This is a genomic window from Bacillus cereus group sp. MYBKT111-2, from assembly GCF_051915205.1.
Classification (GTDB): domain Bacteria; phylum Bacillota; class Bacilli; order Bacillales; family Bacillaceae_G; genus Bacillus_A; species Bacillus_A paranthracis.
Genome location: NZ_JBQAEG010000001.1, coordinates 660,438 through 680,848, shown reverse-complemented (window position 1 = coordinate 680,848; position 20,411 = coordinate 660,438). Strand labels below are relative to the sequence as shown.

The following is a 20,411-nucleotide window of genomic DNA, read 5'->3' as shown; positions in this document are numbered from 1 at the left end:
TATAATCATAACGAGAACAAAATGGGCATACATTGTTTTGAAGAAATCATTGCGATTATCTTATACTTATTCCGCTTCTAATGATATCGAAAATCGAAGAAGTGATACAAGTGAAAAGAGGTTAACGTTATTTAGAAAGGGTTACTTCATGAGATTTGTTACTTATAGATAAGTTATACAGGAGGGGGAAAATTTGAAAATTCATATCGTGCAAAAAGGGGATACCCTTTGGAAAATTGCGAAAAAGTACGGAGTGGATTTTGATACGTTGAAAAAAACAAATACACAACTTAGCAATCCAGATTTAATTATGCCAGGTATGAAAATTAAAGTACCATCAAACAGTGTACACGTAAAACAGCATGCTGGAGCAGGTTCAGCACCTCCAAAACAATATGTAAAAGAAGTGCAACAAAAAGAATTTGCAGCAACGCCAACGCCGCTTGGAATAGAAGACGAGGAAGAAGTTACGTATCAATCAGCACCAATTACACAAGAGCCTGCCATGCAACAAACACAAAAAGAAGTGCAAGTAAAACCACAGAAGGAAATGCAAGTGAAATCACAAAAAGAAGTGCAAGTAAAACCACAGAAGGAAATGCAAGTGAAACCACAAAAAGAAGTGCAGGTAAAACCACAGAAGGAAATACAAGTGAAGCCACAAAAGGAAGTACAGGTGAAACCGCAAAAAGAGGTGCAAAAAGAACAGCCAATTCAAAAAGAAAAACCAGTTGAAAAACCGTCAGTGATTCAAAAACCACCTGTTATAGAAAAACAAAAACCAGCGGAAAAAGAAAATACGAAGTTTTCGGTAAATGTGTTACCGCAGCCGCCGCAACCACCAATAAAAACGAAAAAAGAATATAAAATTTCAGATGTAATTAAAAAAGGAAGCGAGTTAATTGCTCCTCAAATTACTAAAATGAAACCTAATAACATCATTTCTCCGCAAACGAAAAAAGACAATATAATATCACCGCAAGTAAAGAAAGAAAATGTAGGGAATATCGTATCACCACAAGTGAAGAAAGAAAACGTAGGAAATATAGTATCACCGCAAGTGAAGAAAGAAAACGTAGGAAATATAGTATCACCGCAAGTAAAGAAAGAAAACGTAGGAAATATAGTATCACCGCAAGTAAAAAAAGAAAACGTAGGAAACATAGTATCACCGCAAGTAAAGAAAGAAAATGTAGGAAACATAGTGTCGCCAAATGTATCGAAAGAAAATGTAGTGATTCCACAAGTAATACCACCAAATATTCAAGTGCCAAATATAATGCCAATTATGGATAACAATCAGCCACCAAACATCATGCCAATCATGGATAATAATCAGCCACCAAACATGATGCCGATCATGGATAACAATCAACCACCAAACATGATGCCGATCATGGATAACAATCAACCACCAAACATCATGCCAATCATGGATAACAATCAACCGCCAAATATAATGCCAATTATGGATAATAATCAAATGCCAAATATGATGCCGATAATGGATAACAACCAAATGCCGAATATGATGCCAATTATGGATAACAATCAAATGCCAAATATGATGCCAATCATGGATAACAATCAACCACCGAATATGATGCCATATCAAATGCCGTACCAACAGCCTATGATGCCGCCGAATCCGTATTATCAACAACAAAATCCATATCAAATGCCATATCAGCAAGGAGCACCGTTTGGACCGCAATATACGTCTATGCCAAATCCAAATATGATGCCGATAGATAATAATATGCCGCCGCTCGTGCAAGGAGAGGAAGATTGTGGATGCGGAGGAGAGAGTAGGCTATATAGTCCGCAACCTGGAGGGCCACAATACGCGAATCCTTTATATTATCAACCAACTCAATCCGCATATGCACCACAGCCAGGAACGATGTATTATCAACCAGATCCACCAAATGTATTTGGGGAGCCAGTTTCAGAAGAAGAGGATGAAGAAGAAGTTTAAAAAAGGTGGGATGATTCCCACCTTTTTTGTATGTAGATTCGTTCTGGAAACGGAAGATTTACACCAAATGTTAGAAAATCCCCAGTGAAATATTAACAGTGTAAAAACCTTCTCTGTTACTCATCATAAGAGGGAGCTTTTCAGAAGAGAAGTTCATTCTAACAGAGGGGGTTTTTGTATTGAATACGAAAGTAAAAGTGATTGCTGCTTCTTTGTTAGTTACTAGTGCATTAGCTGCATGTGGTACACCAAAAAACAATGCAATGGATGGACGTAACTACAATTATGAGCGTACATCTTATAATGATACACATCAGTATCGTGATAATGTGACGCGTAACGATCGTTATACAGACTATGTAACATATAGAAATGGTCGTAACGACACAGGATACAACTATTACCGTGATGTAAATTATAACGGTCAAATTGCTAATCCGCATCCAACACGTAATATTACAATGAACAATTCATACATTAACAATGATGGTAAAACTGCAGAAAGAATTACAAATCGTGTGAAACGTATGAATAACGTAGACCGCGTATCTACAGTTGTATATGGAAACGATGTGGCGATTGCGGTAAAACCACGTAACACAGTAACAAATGAAACGGCAATGGCGAACGAAATTCGTCAAGCGGTTTCAAATGAAGTTGGAAACAGAAACGTATATGTATCTGTAAGAAATGACATGTTTACTCGTGTCGATGCAATGAGTACACGCTTGCGTAACGGTACAGTTACAAACGATTTTAATCGTGACATAGTGAATATGTTCCGAGACATTCGTTACGGTTTAACTGGTACAGTGCGATAGCAAAATAAAAGAGGAAGGGTAGCCCTTCCTCTTTATTCATCGTTGTCTTGTAAACGACGCTTTTTTATAAAATAACTAACGGAGTAAGATACTAAAAAGCATATGAAGAGAATGCTGCCTGTTAAAATAGCTTCAAAGAGAGGTCTTTCTGGACTGAAAATAATATAAATAATAGCCATAATAATTCCAACGATAAGGGAGCGAAAGACAAGTTTATAGTAAGGAGTTAATTGGATGTCCTTTTTGCTTTCTTCTACATCAATTGAAACGCTTAACTGTAAATAACTAAGCACAATACTCGTAAGAATAAATAATAGCCATAATGGAGATTTTGTAATTTGATCTAGTCCTTCAGTGAATCCGATATAGCCTAAAATTCCAATTATACCAAGTGATTGAAAAAGAAAGGCAATACGTATATTTTTTAATGTTTGCAGAATGAGACGTTCATCTTTTATTTTTTTCACAATATCCATCTCCTGTTTATGATGATTTCGCTGTTATATTAATTGTAACATATATATTGCATTTATCAATTTATAATTTACATATAATTTGTTTGGATGAAAGAGGAAATAAAATATTTTTATAAACATGTTGCACTTATACTTTATTAATGTTATATTAGCAAAGCGATGAGCTAATTTACGTAAGACGAGAGATATGCTTAAGTGCTAAACACGCGAATGTGGTCGCCTGGTCTCTCGCCGTAAACGCATCAAGACGCCTGCTTTGCAGGCGTCTTTCATTTTGTATGAATGTAAAGGGAAGAATGGAGAAATCCAATCTTCCTTTTTTTATCGAAAAGGAGTCTGAAAATAAAGTTATTTACAACTGCGAATGAAAGAGTTACTATTTAATGGTAATATATTACATGTTTTTTATATATAAAAGGTTGGGATGAATAGGATATGGAGAATTTTGAATGTAGAAATACAGAAGTTGTATTAGAGAAATTTCAGGTCGTAACACCTATATTTCAGGCGTTGGGGGATGAGAATCGTCAGCAAATTATTATGCTATTGTTAGAAAACAAACAGATGAATGTAACGCAAATAACAGATAAAATGGGGATTTCTAGACCAGCTGTTTCACACCATTTAAAAATTTTAAAACAAGCAGAACTAATTGTAGCGGATCGACATGGAAAAGAAATTTTTTATTCTATAATAGCCGGAGAATTTTTAAAACAGGTGAAGGATTTACTTCAAGCAATAGAATCGAATTATTAATTTTTTTTAACTAATAAGTAAACAAGTTTAAACTTTTAAACTTGTTTACTTGAAAGGGGTAATAAAAATGAAAAAAATAAATCGTATGTATGTCATTATGTTACTTGTTCCTTTATTTTGGGGTGGCTCTTTTGCAACAGCAGAGCATGTTATTACTGAAATTCCACCGATTACAGCGGCAACAATTCGTTTTGGTTTAGCGGGTTGTATTTTAATGGGCATAGTTTTTATGAAATCTGAGTGGAATACAAGTTTGTTATTAAAGAATTGGAAAGGGCTGTTATTTGTATCATTAACAGGTATTTTTGGCTACAATGTTTTTTTCTTTATGGGACTTAACTATACTTCCACTTTGAATGGCTCGCTTATTATTGCTACAATGCCCGTTTTTGTAACCTTAGGAGCAATATTATTTTTTAAAGAGTCTTGGAGTATAAAAGTCGGAATAAGTTTAATGTTGTCTCTTATCGGTGTAATAGTTGTTATTACGAGCGGTTCAATAAATACACTTATGTCTTTGTCATTTAATAAGGGCGATCTTTTATTTATAGCTGCTTTAATCTGTGGGGTGTTATATAGCTTAACAGGAAAAAAAGTTATGAGTGGTGTCTCCCCTTTATTAACTACAATGAGTATGACGGTATTGGGTACTGGGTTTTTAGCAGGCCTTTCTCTATATGAAGATGGATGGGGAAAGGTTGGGACGTTTTCTTTACAGGGATGGATAGAAATGTTGTATATGGTCATATGCGGGACGTTAATTGGATATATCGTGTTTAATAAAGGAGTAGAAGAGTTAGGTGCAAGCAAAGCGAGTATGTATTTAAATCTAACTCCTATTGTAGCTACTTGTATATCAGTTGTCCTATATGGAGCAGCTGTTACGTGGCAACAGATAGTTGGAATGGCAATCGTATTAATTGGAGTCTATATAGCGACGGTACAATCCAATAAAGATATAAAAAAGCTTTCAAGTAATCAATATGTTTCGAAATAGGTAGAAATCATTGGACTCTATAAGTCTTAATGAGAGTAATCTATGAATTAGGGATAAAACCCCCATTTCCGGAAAAACTACTAATGAAAGTATGATCTTGCCTAAAAGAGGTGAACGGAAATGAAATGGATACTGATTGCGATGCAAGCTTTCGTTATGATGTTTTGTTTCGTTTATGGAACGAATGCGAAGGCGGAAGGGCCAGTACCAGAAGTAACAGAGAAAGACCCTCAAGTTACAATTTTATTAGAGCGAATGTATGTTGATGGAGAAGTAAGTGAGGAAATCTTTACAGAAAAAGTAGCAGACTTAGAAAAGTTTTTACAGCAATATAAAGAATGGCAGCTCGTTGATCGTGATGATGTACAAATCGTATTACAAAAGAAAGTTGACGATATTTCTCCGTTATTAAAAACGAGCGGTTATTTTGGAGTGTCAGAGGAAGGGATATTACAAATTTTCAAAGGTGTACCGAAAAGCGATAATGCGATTCATTCCTTCTTTCAAATTGATATGAAAAAGCTTGAGAGTTATGAGCGTGCGAAATTGAAACGTGGTATTCGTATTAAATCAAAAGAAGGTTTTGTGAAGACGATTGAAAAAATGAAACAATATGCAGTGCAAAATAAGAAAAAAAGCAGCTCATGGTGAGCTGCTTTTTTTCTTATTTATTTTTATCTAAAATTTGTTTTGCGATTTCATCGATTAGCATATCTTTTCCGATTGGATTGAAAGCTTTCGTATTGAAGATTTCGTTTGATACTTCATATACGTGATTGTTTTTTACTGCTTTATTGTCTTTCCAAACGGCACTGTTTTTGTAGTCTTCGTAAACTTTATCAGCTTCACCGCCAAAGTTTACAATAAACATTTGGTCAGGTTGGAATGCAACAAGACCTTCTAGCGATACTTGCGCCATCGTTTGTTTTAAATCTGTACCTTTTGTTGCTGGAAGTTTTAAGTCGTTAAAGATGATGTCACCGTACCCGAAGCTACCGTATACACGGAAGTTTTGTGGTGTAACTGCGATGAACATAAAGCTCTCATCTTTTGTTTTCTCCTTAATCTTTTTAGATAAAGAGTCGGCTTTTTTATCGTAGTCTGCAATCCATTTGTCGACATTCTTTTCTTCGTCAAATAGTTTACCTACTTCTTTAAACTTACCGCGCCAGTCTTCTAAGTTTGTTTCTAGAACAACTGTCGGTGCTACTTTTTCTAGTTGATCATAAATTTTTAATTGACGATTGTTCAAAATAATTAAGTCTGGTTTTAAAGCAGTAACAGCTTCTAAATCAACTTTAGGTGCCCAATACCAACCTACTGCTTTTACTCCGTCTAGCTTTTCTGTCAAATGCTTTTGGATTTTATCTTTATATGTATTTGCTGTACCAACAGGTTTGTGTCCAAGAAGTAATAATTCTTCTGTTGAACCAGATAAATCAACAATTCTCTTTGGATTTACTGGAATTGTAGCTTCCCCTTTAGCGTGTTTTACAACTTTTGTTTTCGGTTGTTCTTTTGCTTTTGATTCTTCTTTTTGAGAAGAACAGCCAACGATAGAAAGAACAACTAGCATAATAGTAAATAAAATAAATAGCTTACGTTTCATCCTGATGTAACCCCTTTAATTAGTATTGATAATCATTATCGACCTCTGTATATTAATGTGCTTTAACCTTTCTGTCAATGAAAATAACAGAAGTTTCAAATAGAGAACATTTGTTGGGGCAGTCTCGCTTTTCTATCATTAAATATGTTAAAATGGAATACATGATTTAAGAGGGAGAGATCGTATTTTGTTTGAATATGTTACAGGTTACGTGGAGTATGTAGGACCGGAATATGTCGTAATTGATCATAATGGAATTGGTTATCAAATTTTCACACCGAATCCGTATGTATTTCAAAGAAGTAAGCAAGAAATCCGTGTCTATACATATCATTATGTGAGAGAAGATATTATGGCGCTTTACGGGTTTAAAACACGTGAAGAGCGTTTATTATTTACAAAGTTGTTAGGTGTGTCTGGTATTGGACCAAAAGGCGCTCTTGCAATATTAGCTTCTGGTCAAACAGGACAGGTCGTTCAAGCAATTGAACATGAGGACGAGAAGTTTTTAGTGAAGTTCCCGGGCGTAGGAAAGAAAACAGCGCGCCAAATGATTTTAGATTTAAAAGGAAAACTAGCAGACGTTGTACCAGATGCATTTGTTGATTTATTCTCAGATACAGAACGTTTTGATGAGAAGAAAGGTTCGTCAGCTGAGCTTGATGAGGCGCTGGAAGCTCTGCGCGCACTTGGATACGCGGAACGAGAAGTTTCTCGCGTTGTACCAGAGTTATTAAAAGAATCCTTAACGACGGATCAGTATATTAAAAAGGCACTTAGTCTTTTACTAAATGGTAAGAGGTGAGTATAATGGACGAACGTCTCCTTTCAGGGGAATCTGCATATGAAGATGCGGATTTAGAATATTCATTACGGCCACAGACGCTCCGTCAGTATATTGGCCAAGATAAAGCGAAACATAATTTAGAGGTGTTTATTGAAGCGGCGAAAATGCGTGAAGAAACGTTAGATCACGTGCTTTTATATGGACCACCAGGTCTTGGTAAAACGACGCTTGCGAATATTATTGCCAATGAAATGGGCGTAAATGTTAGAACAACTTCAGGACCGGCAATTGAAAGACCAGGTGATTTAGCGGCTGTTTTAACAGCACTTCAGCCAGGGGATGTATTATTTATTGATGAAATTCATCGTTTGCATAGATCAATTGAAGAAGTGCTATATCCTGCGATGGAAGATTTTTGCCTTGATATTGTCATTGGAAAAGGACCGTCAGCAAGGTCTGTACGTTTAGATTTACCGCCATTTACATTAGTTGGAGCAACGACGCGTGCAGGTGCGTTATCAGCGCCGCTTCGTGACCGTTTCGGTGTGCTTTCAAGATTAGAGTATTATACAGTAGATCAGCTTTCTGAGATTGTTGAACGTACAGCAGAAGTATTTGAAGTTGAAATTGACTCGTTAGCCGCACTAGAAATTGCAAGACGTGCTCGTGGTACACCTCGTATTGCGAATCGTTTATTACGACGTGTACGAGATTTCGCACAAGTTCGTGGTAACGGAACGGTTACGATGGAAATTACACAAATGGCATTAGAATTGCTGCAAGTAGATAAATTAGGTCTAGATCATATTGACCATAAATTATTGCTTGGTATTATTGAGAAGTTCCGTGGTGGTCCAGTTGGATTAGAAACGGTTTCGGCAACGATTGGAGAAGAATCTCATACGATTGAAGATGTGTATGAGCCGTATTTATTACAAATTGGCTTTTTACAACGAACGCCAAGGGGCCGAATTGTAACGCCACTTGCATATGAGCATTTCGGAATGGAGATGCCAAAAGTATGACGGAGATGCCAAAATTGCTTATTACAGCAGGTATCTTACTTATCGTTGTTGGATTAGCTTGGAAGTTCATTGGAAGGCTTCCAGGCGATATTTTTGTGAAAAAAGGAAACGTTACCTTTTATTTTCCTATCATTACATGTATTGTGTTAAGTATTGTATTATCTTTTATTATGTATATAATAAATCGATTCAAATAAGAAATAGGTGGATATAGTTATGGATATTAATCTGTTTGATTTTCATTTACCAGAAGAACTTATTGCACAAGTCCCATTAGAAGAGCGTGAAACATCAAGATTAATGGTGTTAGACCGTGAAACAGGCGATATTGAGCATAAACATTTTACAGACATTCTTTCTTACTTACATGAGGGGGATTGTTTAGTTTTAAATGAAACGAAAGTAATGCCTGCTCGTCTGCATGGTGTGAAAGAAGATACAGGCGCACATATTGAAGTACTTCTTTTAAAACAAGAAGAAGGCGATAAGTGGGAGACGCTTGTTAAGCCAGCGAAACGTGTAAAAGAAGGAACTGTTATCTCTTTTGGCGAAGGAAAATTAAAAGCAACTTGCACAGGAACTGCAGATCAAGGTGGACGTCAGCTTGAATTTTCATATGACGGCATCTTCTATGAAATTTTAGATGAACTTGGGGAAATGCCACTTCCTCCATATATTAAAGAGACGCTAGAAGATCGCGATCGCTATCAAACAGTATATGCGAAAGAAATCGGTTCAGCAGCAGCGCCGACTGCAGGACTTCATTTTACAGAAGAGTTACTGGAAAAGTTAAAACAAAAAGGCGTTGAGTTAGCATTTATTACACTTCACGTAGGGCTTGGAACATTTAGACCAGTTTCTGCTGATACAATTGAAGAACACCATATGCACGCAGAATATTACCATATGTCTGAAGAGACGGCGGCATTATTAAACCGTGTAAGAGAGAATGGTGGACGTATTATTACGGTAGGTACGACTTCAACTCGTACGTTAGAAACAATTGCGACAGATCATGACGGCAAGCTTTGTGCTGCTTCTGGCTGGACAGACATTTTTATGTACCCAGGTTACGAATTTAAAGCAATTGATGGTTTAATTACAAACTTCCATTTACCAAAATCAACATTAATTATGCTTGTAAGTGCATTTGCAAACAGAGATAATGTACTTCATGCTTATAATGAAGCAGTAAAAGAAAAATATCGTTTCTTTAGCTTTGGTGATGCAATGTTCGTTGCCTCTCACGCTAAAATGGGAAACAAATAAAAGGAGTAAATTATGACAGCAATTCGTTATGAATTTATTAAAACTTGTAAACAAACAGGTGCCCGTTTAGGACGTGTACATACGCCACACGGTTCATTTGATACACCAACATTTATGCCAGTTGGTACGCTTGCAACAGTTAAGACAATGTCACCAGAAGAATTAAAAGCAATGGATTCTGGCATTATTTTAAGTAATACGTATCATTTATGGCTACGTCCAGGTCACGAAATCATTCGTGAAGCAGGCGGTTTGCATAAATTTATGAACTGGGATCGTGCAATCTTAACGGACTCTGGTGGTTTCCAAGTATTCAGTTTAAGTGACTTCCGTCGCATTGAAGAGGAAGGCGTTCATTTCCGTAACCACTTAAATGGAGATAAATTATTCTTATCACCAGAAAAAGCGATGGAAATTCAAAATGCATTAGGTTCAGATATTATGATGGCATTTGATGAGTGTCCACCATTCCCAGCTACTTTTGAATATATGAAGAAATCTGTAGAGCGTACAAGCCGCTGGGCAGAGCGTTGCTTAAAAGCACATGAACGTCCACAAGATCAAGGTTTATTCGGTATTGTACAGGGTGGGGAGTTCGAAGAGCTTCGTCGCCAAAGTGCAAAAGACCTTGTTTCAATGGACTTCCCTGGTTACGCGGTAGGTGGTTTATCTGTAGGTGAGCCGAAAGATATTATGAACCGTGTACTTGAGTTTACAACGCCACTTCTTCCAGATAATAAGCCACGTTACTTAATGGGAGTAGGTTCTCCTGACTCGTTAATCGATGGTGCAATTCGTGGTATTGATATGTTTGACTGCGTACTTCCAACTCGTATCGCTCGAAATGGTACATGTATGACAAGTGAAGGCCGCCTTGTTGTCAAAAATGCGAAATTTGCAAGAGATTTCGGTCCGCTTGATCCAAACTGTGATTGCTATACATGTAAAAATTACTCTCGTGCGTACATTCGTCACTTAATGAAATGTGATGAAACGTTCGGAATTCGTTTAACGTCTTATCACAACCTTCATTTTCTGTTAAACTTAATGGAGCAGGTGAGACAAGCTATTCGTGAAGACCGTCTTGGCGATTTCCGCGAAGAATTCTTTGAACAGTATGGCTTTAATAAACCGAATGCTAAAAACTTCTAATACATAATTTAAAAGGAGGAACAAAAGATGAATCCAGGTATGATGAATATCGTTATGATCGTTGCGATGTTTGCGATTTTCTATTTCTTATTAATTCGCCCGCAACAAAAACGTCAAAAAGCAGTTGCTCAAATGCAAAGTGAGTTAAAAAAAGGTGATGCTATCGTAACAATCGGTGGTTTACACGGTACAATTGAATCAGTAGATGAGACGAAAATCGTTGTTAAATCTGGCGGTTCACACTTAACTTTCGATCGTAATGCGATTCGTGAAGTTGTGAAAAACTAATAAGGAAGGCCCTGCATGAAATGTGCAGGGCCTTTTTTTAGTTATTTTGTTTGGACATATTTACACCGAAAATGCCACCAAGTGTACTCGCGCCCATTAATGCTAATTGGTAAAGTAACTGCGAGTTCGATAAAGTTTGAGAGAAGCCTAAATAGTTAACTAGAAAAACAAGTATAGTGAATGTAAGTCCTGTTGAGAAGCCTACTAGCCAACCTTTCCCTTGTGCTTTTTTGCCGGCAGTAAACCCGGATATAAGCATAGATAAAAGTGCGAGTATAAAAATAGTAACAGCTAATGTTCCTTCATTCATATCTGTAAATTTTAATAAAAGAGCCATAATCATGCTAGTAACTGTTGCGAGAATTAATAGGATAACGATACCGAAGCCGATTGCAGTTGATAATTTTTTCGTTCCATCCATTTATACATTCCCCCTTTTTAATACAAGCATATTTTCCTTTTGCCTAAGTTAGACTATTTTCTTTTTTATAGGGGAGTCTATACGTAAAAAGGAGATGTAAAAATGGAATGGGTATCAATCATTGGCCGGACGATGCTTTTGTATATCATCATCTTAATTATTTTTCGTCTTATGGGTAAACGTGAAATTGGAGAGCTAAGTGTATTAGATTTAGTCGTATTCATTATGCTTGGTGAAATGGCAGTAGTCGCAATTGAAAATACCGATAAATCACTTTGGCACCAATTAGTTCCGATGACTTTTCTTATGTGTATACAAATTATTTTGTCAGTTATTTCGTTAAAGTATCAACGCTTTCGGCATTTAATAGAAGGTGAGCCAGCCATTCTTGTAAATGCAGGAAAGATTGATGAAAAGAAGATGAGAAAGCAACGTTATAATATAGATGATTTAATGATGCAATTAAGGGAACAAGGAGTTGGAGACATCCGGGATGTAGAATATGCTATTTTAGAACCATCTGGGAAGTTATCTGTCTTTCAAAAACAAAAAGGCGGGCAGGACGCATTGCAGTTTACGCTTCCCCTTATTATCGATGGAGAAATTCAATCTAGCCATTTACAAATGATTGAACATACAGATGAATGGCTTATTGGCAAATTAAAAAACTTAGGTTATAACGATACAACACAAATTTTATACTGTAGCTTTCAAAATGGACAATTTTTTGTTGATTTAAAAGAAAATTAGAGGCTTACTATACGACGTAGTAAGCCTATTTACTTCAAAAATGAAAGTTTTCGAATGATAGGGAGACGACTTAACTCTTCTTTTCGAATGAGTTTGAAACTGAAGAGGAGCACAATATAAACGAGTGTTGTTAAAGTGATTTCCCACAATGTTTGTATGCCAAGTGAATGAGAGAAAATTATATACTTATGAAGATAAAAACCGAAAGAGCCTGCGATACCGATGGCAAGTCCGCCAAAAATATAGTCTTTTGCGTAAATGGTAAATGTAATTTTCTTTAAAACAGTAGCATAATGAAGAAATGTTACTGTTACGATATTTGCTGCAATTGCAAGGGCAACCCCCATCATTTGAAACTCTGGCCTTGAGGCTAGTACGAAAATAACAATTAATTTCACGATTGCACCAATAAACGTATTCATCATGGCCGCACGTGCTAAGTTTAAAGCTTGTAAGACAGAGGTAAGTGGACTTTGAAAATAATGAAATAAAAAGCAAGGTGCAAGAAGCTGGATGAACGCTGTTGCACTATCCGATCCATACATAAGAGTTAAAACAGGAGAAGCAAATACGTATAATATAACGACTGACCACCCGCCAGTAATGAGTGAGATTCGAAGAGCTTGTTGTAAGCGGTGTTCTACTAATTTATGTTGTCTTTTTGCCATTGCCTCGCTAATTGATGGAACGAGTGCTGTCGAAAGAGCGTATGTAATAAAGGCTGGTAGTGAAAGAAGCGGGAATGCATACCCGTTTAATATACCGTATTGCTGAGTTGCGACGGAGGCAGCAACGCCGGCAATCGCTAAGCTTTGCATAACGACGATAGGTTCAAAAAAATAGGAAACGGAACCGATTAAACGACTTCCTGTAGTTGGAAGTGCAATATCCATAAGAGAATAAAATGTTCCTTTGCTCTCCTTTACAGTAGTGAAAAATCCAGAGCGTATAGATAAATGTTTTTCGCGCTGGAATAAAGTAAGTAAAAATAATAACGATGCCACTTCACCGAGAACGGCTGATAACATAGCGCCAGCTGCAGCATATTCTACGCCGTAAGGTAAAAATAATTGAATACATATAGCGATAATGGTAATGCGGACAATTTGTTCTATCACTTGGGCGTAAGCGCTAGGTTTCATATTTTGTTTTCCTTGGAAATAGCCGCGTAAAACAGAAGAAACAGCAATAACAGGAACGACAGGTAGAATAGCCATTAATGGATAATACGTTCGTTCATCAGTTAATAATGTTTTTGCTAAAATAGGTGTGAGAAGCATAATTCCAATTGTTAAAATGATGCTAATAACAGATGTAACAGCTAATGATACTGTTAATATTTTTTTAACTTTTTGTTTATCATTCACAGCTTCTGCTTCTGCTACAAATTTTGCGATTGCGACAGGAAGACCGATTTGTGTTAATGTAATTGCTAGAATAAATGTAGGGACGGCCATCATATAAAGGCCAACGCCTTCTTCTCCTAAAATACGTGCCATTACAATACGATTAATAAATCCTAAAATTTTGGTAATAAAGCCGGCTATCATTAAAATAAATGCGCCTTTTAAAAAGCTTTGTCTCGTCATGGTCTTCTCCTACCTTCTCAAAATCAGTGGAATGATTTACAATAATTTATATGCACGTACGAGACAAGAATGACAAGCATTTAAGAGAGTACTCTTGAAAGTAGTTATTGCTGTCCATTAGAGCGGGATTAAAAGCGACTTTTCGTGCTGAAATAAGAAGGAGATGTTATATATGTTAGATAGAGAGGCTTTGGTAGAATCGTACCGCGGACAGTTACAAGTCGTTTTAGAAAGTAAAGTAGAAGAGTTCCAAATGTTCGGTTACGACCGAGTGACAGATGATGACATTTGGAAATTTCTTAAAGTGAAAAAGTGGAAGAAGATAGACAGCGATGTTAGATTGTATGAATTAGTTAATGACGTATTAACAGTAAGTGCTAATGAATATATGACTTATTTAACTGTTGAAGCATATCAAGCGCCGCTTTGGTCATTTGATGAATATGAAAATAAATAACCGACTGCAATTGGTTTGTTCTTCCTTTTGCAGTATAATGATAGGTATTGATAATGAGGAAATAATTATGTCTAAGATTATATATAAAGGGGGTAGTGAAGAGAGAAAATAAATAATGAAAGTGTAGGTAATGTGAAAAACTTACCGACACAGCTGGTGATGAACTAGCAAAATTATAGAAAGGAAGTCTACTAACTAGGCGTATGCACACGTGTGAAGGTGAATCGTAAAAGATTTATTTGAAGTGTTAGTAGCGGAAAGAGGGTACATATGGCAAAGCGTGGTACGAGAATTGCCGCCTTTTTCCTCATCGTTTTATTAATCGGTGGAGTAATTGGTGCGGCAGGAAAAGACATAGCAAAAGGAATTAGTCTAGGACTAGACCTTCGCGGTGGTTTTGAAATTCTGTATGAAGTAAAACCAGCCAAAAAAGGTGATAAAATCGATCGAGATGTACTTGTAAGTACAGTAGGTGCTCTTGAAAATCGTGTCAATGTTCTCGGTGTAAGTGAGCCGAACATTCAAATCGAAGGACAAGATCGAATTCGTGTACAGCTTGCTGGTGTACAAGATCAGCAAAAAGCACGTGAAATGTTATCAACACAAGCGAAATTAACATTCCGTGATGTAGATGACAATCTTCTTATGGATGGAACGGATTTAAAAGGTGGCGGAGCGAAGCAAACATTTGATGAGCAAGGCCGTGCGAGTGTAGGTCTTACACTAAAAAGCGCTGAAAAATTCCGTGAAGTAACTGAGAAAATTTCAAAAATGCCACCACCAACGAATTTAATGGTAATTTGGCTTGATTTTGAAGAAGGAAAAGATTCGTATAAAGCAGAATCTGCAAAACCGAATCCGAAATTCTTATCAGCAGCAACAGTAAGTCAAGTATTTAACCAAGCTGAAGTATCTATCGTAGGTGGAAACTTCACAGTTGAAAGTGCAAAACAACTTTCATCTTTATTAAACGCAGGTGCACTTCCGGTTGATTTAAAAGAAATGTATTCAACATCTGTTGGAGCGAAATTTGGTCAACAAGCGTTAGAGCAAACAATTTTCGCTAGTGCGATTGGTATCGCTCTTATTTTCTTATTTATGCTTGTATTCTACCGTTTACCAGGACTTGTAGCGGTTATTATGTTAGGTCTATACATTTTCGTTACATTACTTGTCTTTAACTGGATGCATGCAGTTCTTACGTTGCCAGGTATTGCGGCGTTAGTGCTCGGGGTAGGTATCGCAGTGGATGCGAATATTATTACGTACGAGAGACTAAAAGAAGAACTGAAAATTGGTAAGTCAATGATGTCAGCATTCCGTGCTGGTAACCATCGTTCATTAGCAACAATTTTAGATGCGAACATTACAACACTTGCAGCAGCTGGTGTATTATTCGTTTACGGTAATAGCTCTGTAAAAGGATTCGCAACAAGTTTAATTGTAAGTATTTTAGTCGGTTTTATTACGAACGTATTCGGTACTCGTTTCTTACTAAGTTTACTTGTAAAGAGCCGTTACTTCGATAAAAAACCAGGATACTTTGGTGTGAAACAAAAGGATATTATTCCGTTAACAAAAGGTGTAGTACATCCACCAACGAAATTTGATCGTATTAACTTTGTAAATGTCGGTCATAAATTCCTTATCTTCTCGATTGTAGTTGTAATTGCAGGTGCAATTATTTTACCAATTTTCAAAATGAATCTTGGTATTGACTTTGCCAGTGGTACACGTATCGACCTGCAATCAAAACAATCAGTTACTGTGTCTGATGTTCATAAAGATTTTAAAGAATTGAACATTGATGTGAAGGAAGAAAACATTGTACCGACTGGAGATGACAATAAGGGATTCGCAGTTCGTACATTAGGTGTTCTATCAAAAGATGAAATTGCGAAAACAAAAACATTCTTCCACGATAAATATGGTACAGATCCAAACGTAAGTACAGTTTCGCCGACAATTGGTAAAGAAATTGCAAGAAATGCATTTATCGCAGTATTAATTGCTTCTGCAGTTATCATTTTATACGTAAGTATTCGATTCCGATTTACGTACGCATTATCTGCAGTGCTTGCATTATTACATGATGCATTCGTTATGATTGTTATATTTAGTATTTTCCAATTGGAGGTAGACTTAACGTTTATCGCTGCCGTGTTAACAATCATCGGTTATTCTATTAATGACTCAATTGTTACGTTTGATAGAAACCGTGAATTATACAAACAGAAAAAACGAGTTCGCGATATAAAAGACTTAGAAGAAATCGTAAATGCAAGTATTCGCCAAACGCTTGGTCGTTCGATTAACACCGTATTAACAGTGTTATTCCCAGTAATTGCACTGCTTATCTTCGGTAGTGAGTCACTACGTAACTTCTCGTTTGCGTTACTTGTTGGACTAGTTGTAGGTACGTATTCTTCTGTTTTCGTTGCTTCTCAAATTTGGTTAATGCTTGAAAACCGTCGTTTGAAAAAGGGCAAAAACAAGAAAAAGGTTGAGAAAGTAGAATCTGAACCGCAAGTATAAAAAAGATGATGTCTCTTTATGAGGCATCTCTTTTTTCGTTTGTGGATACAATAAGATAGTTACTTTGAAATGATGAAATGGAAGAAAGTGGTGATGTTATCGCTGTTTTTGTTACAATAAAAAGATAGGTTAAGAAAAGAAGGGATTTTAATGATGGAAAAAGATGAACGTTTTAAACAGGCCGAGTTTGGTGCTATTGTCGGGATCGTTGGTAATATTATATTAGCGATTATAAAGGCGGTAATTGGTTATATTGGGAACAGTAAAGCGCTATTAGCAGATGCGGTGCATTCTGCATCAGATGTAATTGGTTCGCTAGCTGTACTGTTTGGGTTACGAGCAGCAAAGCAGCCGCCCGATGAAGATCATCCGTATGGTCATGGTAAAGCGGAATCGATTTCAGCGATTATTGTTGCAGTATTATTATTTATTGTGGGAATCGAGATAGCGATTTCGTCCATAAAAGCTTTTTCACAGGAACTAGAACCGCCGAAAGGGATTACAATTTTTGCTGTCGTTCTTTCAATTATCGTGAAAGAAGGAATGTTTCAATATAAATTCCGATTAGGGAAAAGGGTAAATAGTGATGCAATTATTGCAAATGCATATGAGCACCGTTCAGATGTGTTTTCTTCAATTGCAGCTTTAATCGGTATTTGTGCAGCGATTATTGGTGGTAAGTTCGGGTTAGATTGGCTTGTGTATGCCGATCCAATTGCAGGATTATTTGTTTCACTTCTTGTTGCAAAAATGGCATGGAGTATTGGGGCAGAAGCAATTCATGCAACGCTTGATCATGTTCTTCATGAGGAAGATGTTATTCCGCTTAGAGAAGCAGTACTTCAAATAGATGGTGTAAAAAAAATTGGTTCTTTATACGCAAGGGAACATGGTCATTATGTTATTGTTGATATTAAAGTTTCTGTAGATCCATACATTACTGTAGAAGAAGGGCATCGCATTGGAAAGCATGTGAAAGAAACGCTTATGAAACAAGATAACGTACAAAATGTGTTTGTACATATAAATCCGTATTCTCCAAATTAAACATTATTAACATTTTAGTATATAGATATTGCATCGTAGTTTGCATTATATTGTCACCCCTTAATCTGTCTTGTATAATGAACAGGTTAAGGGGTGATTTCGTGTTACAACCGAAGACGCGTTGGAAAGAAAAAGAATATAATGGCGAGCGAGTGAGTGAATTAGCAAGTAAATTACAATTATCACCACTTGTCGTTTCGTTATTCCTCGGTAGAGGATTAGATACAGAAGATAAGATTTTAGATTTTTTAAATACAGAAAATCAAGAATTTCATGATCCATTTTTATTAGAAGGAATGGATAGAACGGTAGAACGTGTAAATAAGGCGATTCAAAATGGAGAGCAAATATTAATATTTGGTGACTACGATGCGGACGGAGTAAGTAGTACGACTGTGTTATATCTTGCCTTGCAAGAATTAGGTGCAGACGTAGAATTTTATATCCCAAACCGTTTTACAGAAGGTTATGGACCAAACGAAGAAGCATTTCGTTGGGCGCATAGCGCAGGATTCTCATTAATTATTACTGTCGATACTGGTATCGCAGCTGTACATGAAGCGAAAGTAGCGAAGGAACTTGGGATAGATCTAATTATTACAGATCACCATGAGCCGCCACCAGAATTGCCAGAAGCACTTGCGATTATTCATCCGAAATTAGATGGCGGTGTGTATCCGTTTCACTATTTAGCGGGCGTTGGTGTTGCGTTTAAAGTTGCGCATGCACTACTGGGCCGTGTACCAGAACATTTATTAGAAATTGCAGTAATTGGTACAGTAGCCGATTTAGTATCACTTCACGGTGAAAATAGATTGCTAGTGAAGCGCGGTTTAAAACATATGCGCATGACGAAAAATATTGGACTAAAGGCGCTATTTAAAGTTGCTAACGTTTCGCAAAGTGAAATTACAGAAGAGAGTATTGGCTTCTCAATTGCACCTCGTATTAATGCAGTTGGACGTTTAGAAGATGCTACGCCGGCTGTACATCTTTTATTATCAGAGGATCCGGAAGAAGCGAAAGAGCTGGCTGAAGAAATTGATGAACTGAACAAACTGCGAAAAGATATTGTAAAGCAAATTACAGAAGAAGCTATCGCTGAGGTGGAAAATAATTTCCCGCCTGAAGAAAATAAAGTATTAGTGCTTGCAAAAGAAGGCTGGAATCCAGGTGTAATTGGAATTGTCGCTTCTAAATTAGTTGAACGTTTTTATCGTCCAACGATTGTACTATGCATTGATCCTGTAAAAGAAACTGCAAAAGGTTCAGCGCGTAGTATTGCAGGATTTGATTTGTTTGCAAACTTGTCAGATTGTAGAGAGTTATTGCCACACTTCGGAGGACATCCGATGGCAGCGGGAATGACGCTACATATGAATGATGTAGATGAATTACGCCGCCGTTTAAATGAACAGGCAGATACAATTTTAACGGAAGAAGATTTTATTCCAATTACAGCTGTCGATGCTTTTTGCAAAGTGGAGGACGTAACACTTGCAGCAATTGAAGATATGCAAAAGTTAGCACCATTTGGTGTTGGAAATCCAAAGCCACGTATTGCAGTGAAAGATGCGGAGTTAGAAAGTATTCGTGCAATCGGATCAGACGGTTCTCATTTAAAGATGTCTCTTCGTGATGGACAAGCAACATTGGATACAATTGGATTCGGTTTTGGTGCGTATGCGAAAGAAATTTCTCCAGTTGCAAAAGTATCTGTAATAGGAGAAGCGTCTATCAATGAATGGAATAATTTTAAGAAGCCGCAATTAATGGTGCAAGATATTGCTGTAGAGGCATGGCAATTATTTGATTGGCGTAGTATGCGTAACGTAGAAGCAAATGTAGCAGAACTTCCGAAAGAAAAAATCACGATGTTGTATTTTTCTAAAGAGGTATTGAATAAATTTTCTTTAGAAGACTATAAAGAGCATATGATGCATGCATCAGAAGTAACCGAGTTAGATGAGCAATACATCGTGTTACTTGATTTACCAAAAGGAACAGATGAATTACGAGATCTATTTAAAGTTGGGTTCCCGTCGCGAATTTATACGCTATTTTATCAAGAGAATAATCATTTATTTAGCACTGTTCCAACGAGGGATCACTTTAAATGGTACTATTCATTCTTGAGCCAAAAATCACCATTTTCTTTAAGGCAATATGGAGAACAACTATGTCAACATAAAGGTTGGTCAAAAGATACAGTAAATTTCATGACACAGGTGTTTTTTGAGTTAGAATTTGTTACAATAAAAGATGGCGTCATTTTTATGGCAGACAAAAAACAAAAGCGTGATTTAATTGAATCGAACACATATCGTGAGAAAATGAACCACTTACAATTAGAAAAAGAATTGGTTTATAGCACATATCAGCAACTATATACATGGTTTGAAACGATTCGTAATCATAAAGAAGTAGAACAGTTAGGGTAAAGGATTTGTATTT

Annotated in this window: 19 protein-coding genes and 1 pseudogene; 16 read left to right on the top strand and 4 right to left on the bottom strand. The window is 36.6% G+C overall.

Going from position 1 to position 20,411, the window contains the following annotated elements:
* Positions 1-193 precede the first annotated feature (193 nt).
* Both safA and ACTFNE_RS03610 read left to right on the top strand, forming a co-directional pair.
* A pseudogene (gene safA, locus ACTFNE_RS03615) lies at positions 194-350 on the top strand (SafA/ExsA family spore coat assembly protein); the annotation flags it as partial.
* A 1,807-nt stretch (positions 351-2,157) separates the two neighbouring features.
* On the top strand, positions 2,158-2,799 hold the full coding sequence (locus ACTFNE_RS03610; RefSeq protein ID WP_001093544.1) for a YhcN/YlaJ family sporulation lipoprotein: 642 nt from the start codon (positions 2,158-2,160) through the stop codon (positions 2,797-2,799).
* Between the two features lie 32 nt (positions 2,800-2,831).
* Here the strand turns inward: ACTFNE_RS03610 and ACTFNE_RS03605 are convergent, their stop codons facing one another.
* Positions 2,832-3,266 (bottom strand): hypothetical protein, encoded by a 435-nt coding sequence (locus ACTFNE_RS03605; RefSeq protein WP_000721230.1) that lies wholly within the window; start codon positions 3,264-3,266, stop codon positions 2,832-2,834.
* 444 nt (positions 3,267-3,710) lie between these two features.
* Between ACTFNE_RS03605 and ACTFNE_RS03600 the strand changes: the two genes are divergently transcribed.
* The 3 genes from ACTFNE_RS03600 (at position 3,711) to ACTFNE_RS03590 (ending at position 5,679) form a co-directional block, all read left to right on the top strand.
* Positions 3,711-4,031 carry an ArsR/SmtB family transcription factor gene (locus ACTFNE_RS03600; protein ID WP_000426918.1) on the top strand — a complete coding sequence of 107 codons (321 nt, stop codon included), beginning with the start codon at positions 3,711-3,713 and terminating at the stop codon, positions 4,029-4,031.
* 67 nt (positions 4,032-4,098) lie between these two features.
* Positions 4,099-5,028, top strand: a complete 930-nt coding sequence (locus tag ACTFNE_RS03595) for a DMT family transporter (RefSeq protein ID WP_074544269.1) — start codon at positions 4,099-4,101, stop codon at positions 5,026-5,028.
* Between the two features lie 120 nt (positions 5,029-5,148).
* Positions 5,149-5,679, top strand: a complete 531-nt coding sequence (locus tag ACTFNE_RS03590; RefSeq protein ID WP_000871180.1) for a BofC C-terminal domain-containing protein — start codon at positions 5,149-5,151, stop codon at positions 5,677-5,679.
* Positions 5,680-5,692: 13 nt separating this feature from the next.
* Here the strand turns inward: ACTFNE_RS03590 and ACTFNE_RS03585 are convergent, their stop codons facing one another.
* Positions 5,693-6,637 (bottom strand): iron-hydroxamate ABC transporter substrate-binding protein, encoded by a 945-nt coding sequence (locus tag ACTFNE_RS03585; RefSeq protein ID WP_270705130.1) that lies wholly within the window; start codon positions 6,635-6,637, stop codon positions 5,693-5,695.
* A 187-nt stretch (positions 6,638-6,824) separates the two neighbouring features.
* Here ACTFNE_RS03585 and ruvA point away from each other — a divergent pair, with 187 nt between their 5' ends.
* The 6 genes from ruvA to yajC are packed head-to-tail and all read left to right on the top strand — an operon-like array spanning position 6,825 to position 11,158.
* Positions 6,825-7,442: a Holliday junction DNA helicase RuvA gene (gene ruvA, locus ACTFNE_RS03580; protein WP_000464511.1), complete on the top strand. Its 618-nt coding sequence runs from the start codon at positions 6,825-6,827 to the stop codon at positions 7,440-7,442.
* 5 nt (positions 7,443-7,447) lie between these two features.
* The gene (ruvB, locus tag ACTFNE_RS03575) at positions 7,448-8,449 is read left to right on the top strand and encodes a Holliday junction branch migration DNA helicase RuvB (protein ID WP_046197784.1); all 1,002 of its coding nucleotides are present in this window, start codon (positions 7,448-7,450) and stop codon (positions 8,447-8,449) included.
* On the top strand, positions 8,446-8,646 hold the full coding sequence (locus ACTFNE_RS03570; protein ID WP_000138162.1) for a DUF2905 domain-containing protein: 201 nt from the start codon (positions 8,446-8,448) through the stop codon (positions 8,644-8,646). The genes ruvB and ACTFNE_RS03570 overlap by 4 nt, the downstream gene beginning before the upstream one ends.
* Positions 8,647-8,665: 19 nt before the next feature.
* Positions 8,666-9,718 (top strand): tRNA preQ1(34) S-adenosylmethionine ribosyltransferase-isomerase QueA, encoded by a 1,053-nt coding sequence (queA, locus tag ACTFNE_RS03565; protein WP_000354031.1) that lies wholly within the window; start codon positions 8,666-8,668, stop codon positions 9,716-9,718.
* A 12-nt stretch (positions 9,719-9,730) separates the two neighbouring features.
* Positions 9,731-10,870 (top strand): tRNA guanosine(34) transglycosylase Tgt, encoded by a 1,140-nt coding sequence (tgt, locus tag ACTFNE_RS03560; protein WP_000125362.1) that lies wholly within the window; start codon positions 9,731-9,733, stop codon positions 10,868-10,870.
* A gap of 27 nt (positions 10,871-10,897) precedes the next feature.
* Positions 10,898-11,158: a preprotein translocase subunit YajC gene (gene yajC, locus ACTFNE_RS03555; RefSeq protein ID WP_001068067.1), complete on the top strand. Its 261-nt coding sequence runs from the start codon at positions 10,898-10,900 to the stop codon at positions 11,156-11,158.
* Positions 11,159-11,195: 37 nt separating this feature from the next.
* On the opposite strand, the gene ACTFNE_RS03550 is transcribed toward yajC, so the two are convergent.
* Positions 11,196-11,579 (bottom strand): TIGR04086 family membrane protein, encoded by a 384-nt coding sequence (locus ACTFNE_RS03550; RefSeq protein WP_000349147.1) that lies wholly within the window; start codon positions 11,577-11,579, stop codon positions 11,196-11,198.
* Between the two features lie 102 nt (positions 11,580-11,681).
* Here ACTFNE_RS03550 and ACTFNE_RS03545 point away from each other — a divergent pair, with 102 nt between their 5' ends.
* Positions 11,682-12,329, top strand: a complete 648-nt coding sequence (locus ACTFNE_RS03545) for a DUF421 domain-containing protein (protein ID WP_270705131.1) — start codon at positions 11,682-11,684, stop codon at positions 12,327-12,329.
* Between the two features lie 29 nt (positions 12,330-12,358).
* Here the strand turns inward: ACTFNE_RS03545 and spoVB are convergent, their stop codons facing one another.
* Complete coding sequence (gene spoVB / locus ACTFNE_RS03540; protein WP_000198280.1) at positions 12,359-13,918, bottom strand: stage V sporulation protein B; 1,560 nt, start codon at positions 13,916-13,918, stop codon at positions 12,359-12,361.
* 172 nt (positions 13,919-14,090) lie between these two features.
* Here spoVB and ACTFNE_RS03535 point away from each other — a divergent pair, with 172 nt between their 5' ends.
* The 4 genes from ACTFNE_RS03535 (at position 14,091) to recJ (ending at position 20,398) form a co-directional block, all read left to right on the top strand.
* Positions 14,091-14,375, top strand: coding sequence for a post-transcriptional regulator (locus tag ACTFNE_RS03535; RefSeq protein ID WP_000886978.1), 285 nt, complete (start codon positions 14,091-14,093; stop codon positions 14,373-14,375).
* 270 nt (positions 14,376-14,645) lie between these two features.
* A complete protein-coding gene (secDF, locus tag ACTFNE_RS03530) occupies positions 14,646-16,910 on the top strand; it encodes a protein translocase subunit SecDF (RefSeq protein WP_001119080.1) in 2,265 nt (754 codons plus the stop codon).
* Between the two features lie 153 nt (positions 16,911-17,063).
* A complete protein-coding gene (locus ACTFNE_RS03525; RefSeq protein ID WP_033674155.1) occupies positions 17,064-17,957 on the top strand; it encodes a cation diffusion facilitator family transporter in 894 nt (297 codons plus the stop codon).
* Positions 17,958-18,058: 101 nt separating this feature from the next.
* Entirely contained in the window at positions 18,059-20,398 is a 2,340-nt protein-coding gene (gene recJ, locus ACTFNE_RS03520; protein ID WP_270705133.1) for a single-stranded-DNA-specific exonuclease RecJ, read from the top strand.
* The last annotated feature ends 13 nt before the right edge of the window (positions 20,399-20,411 follow it).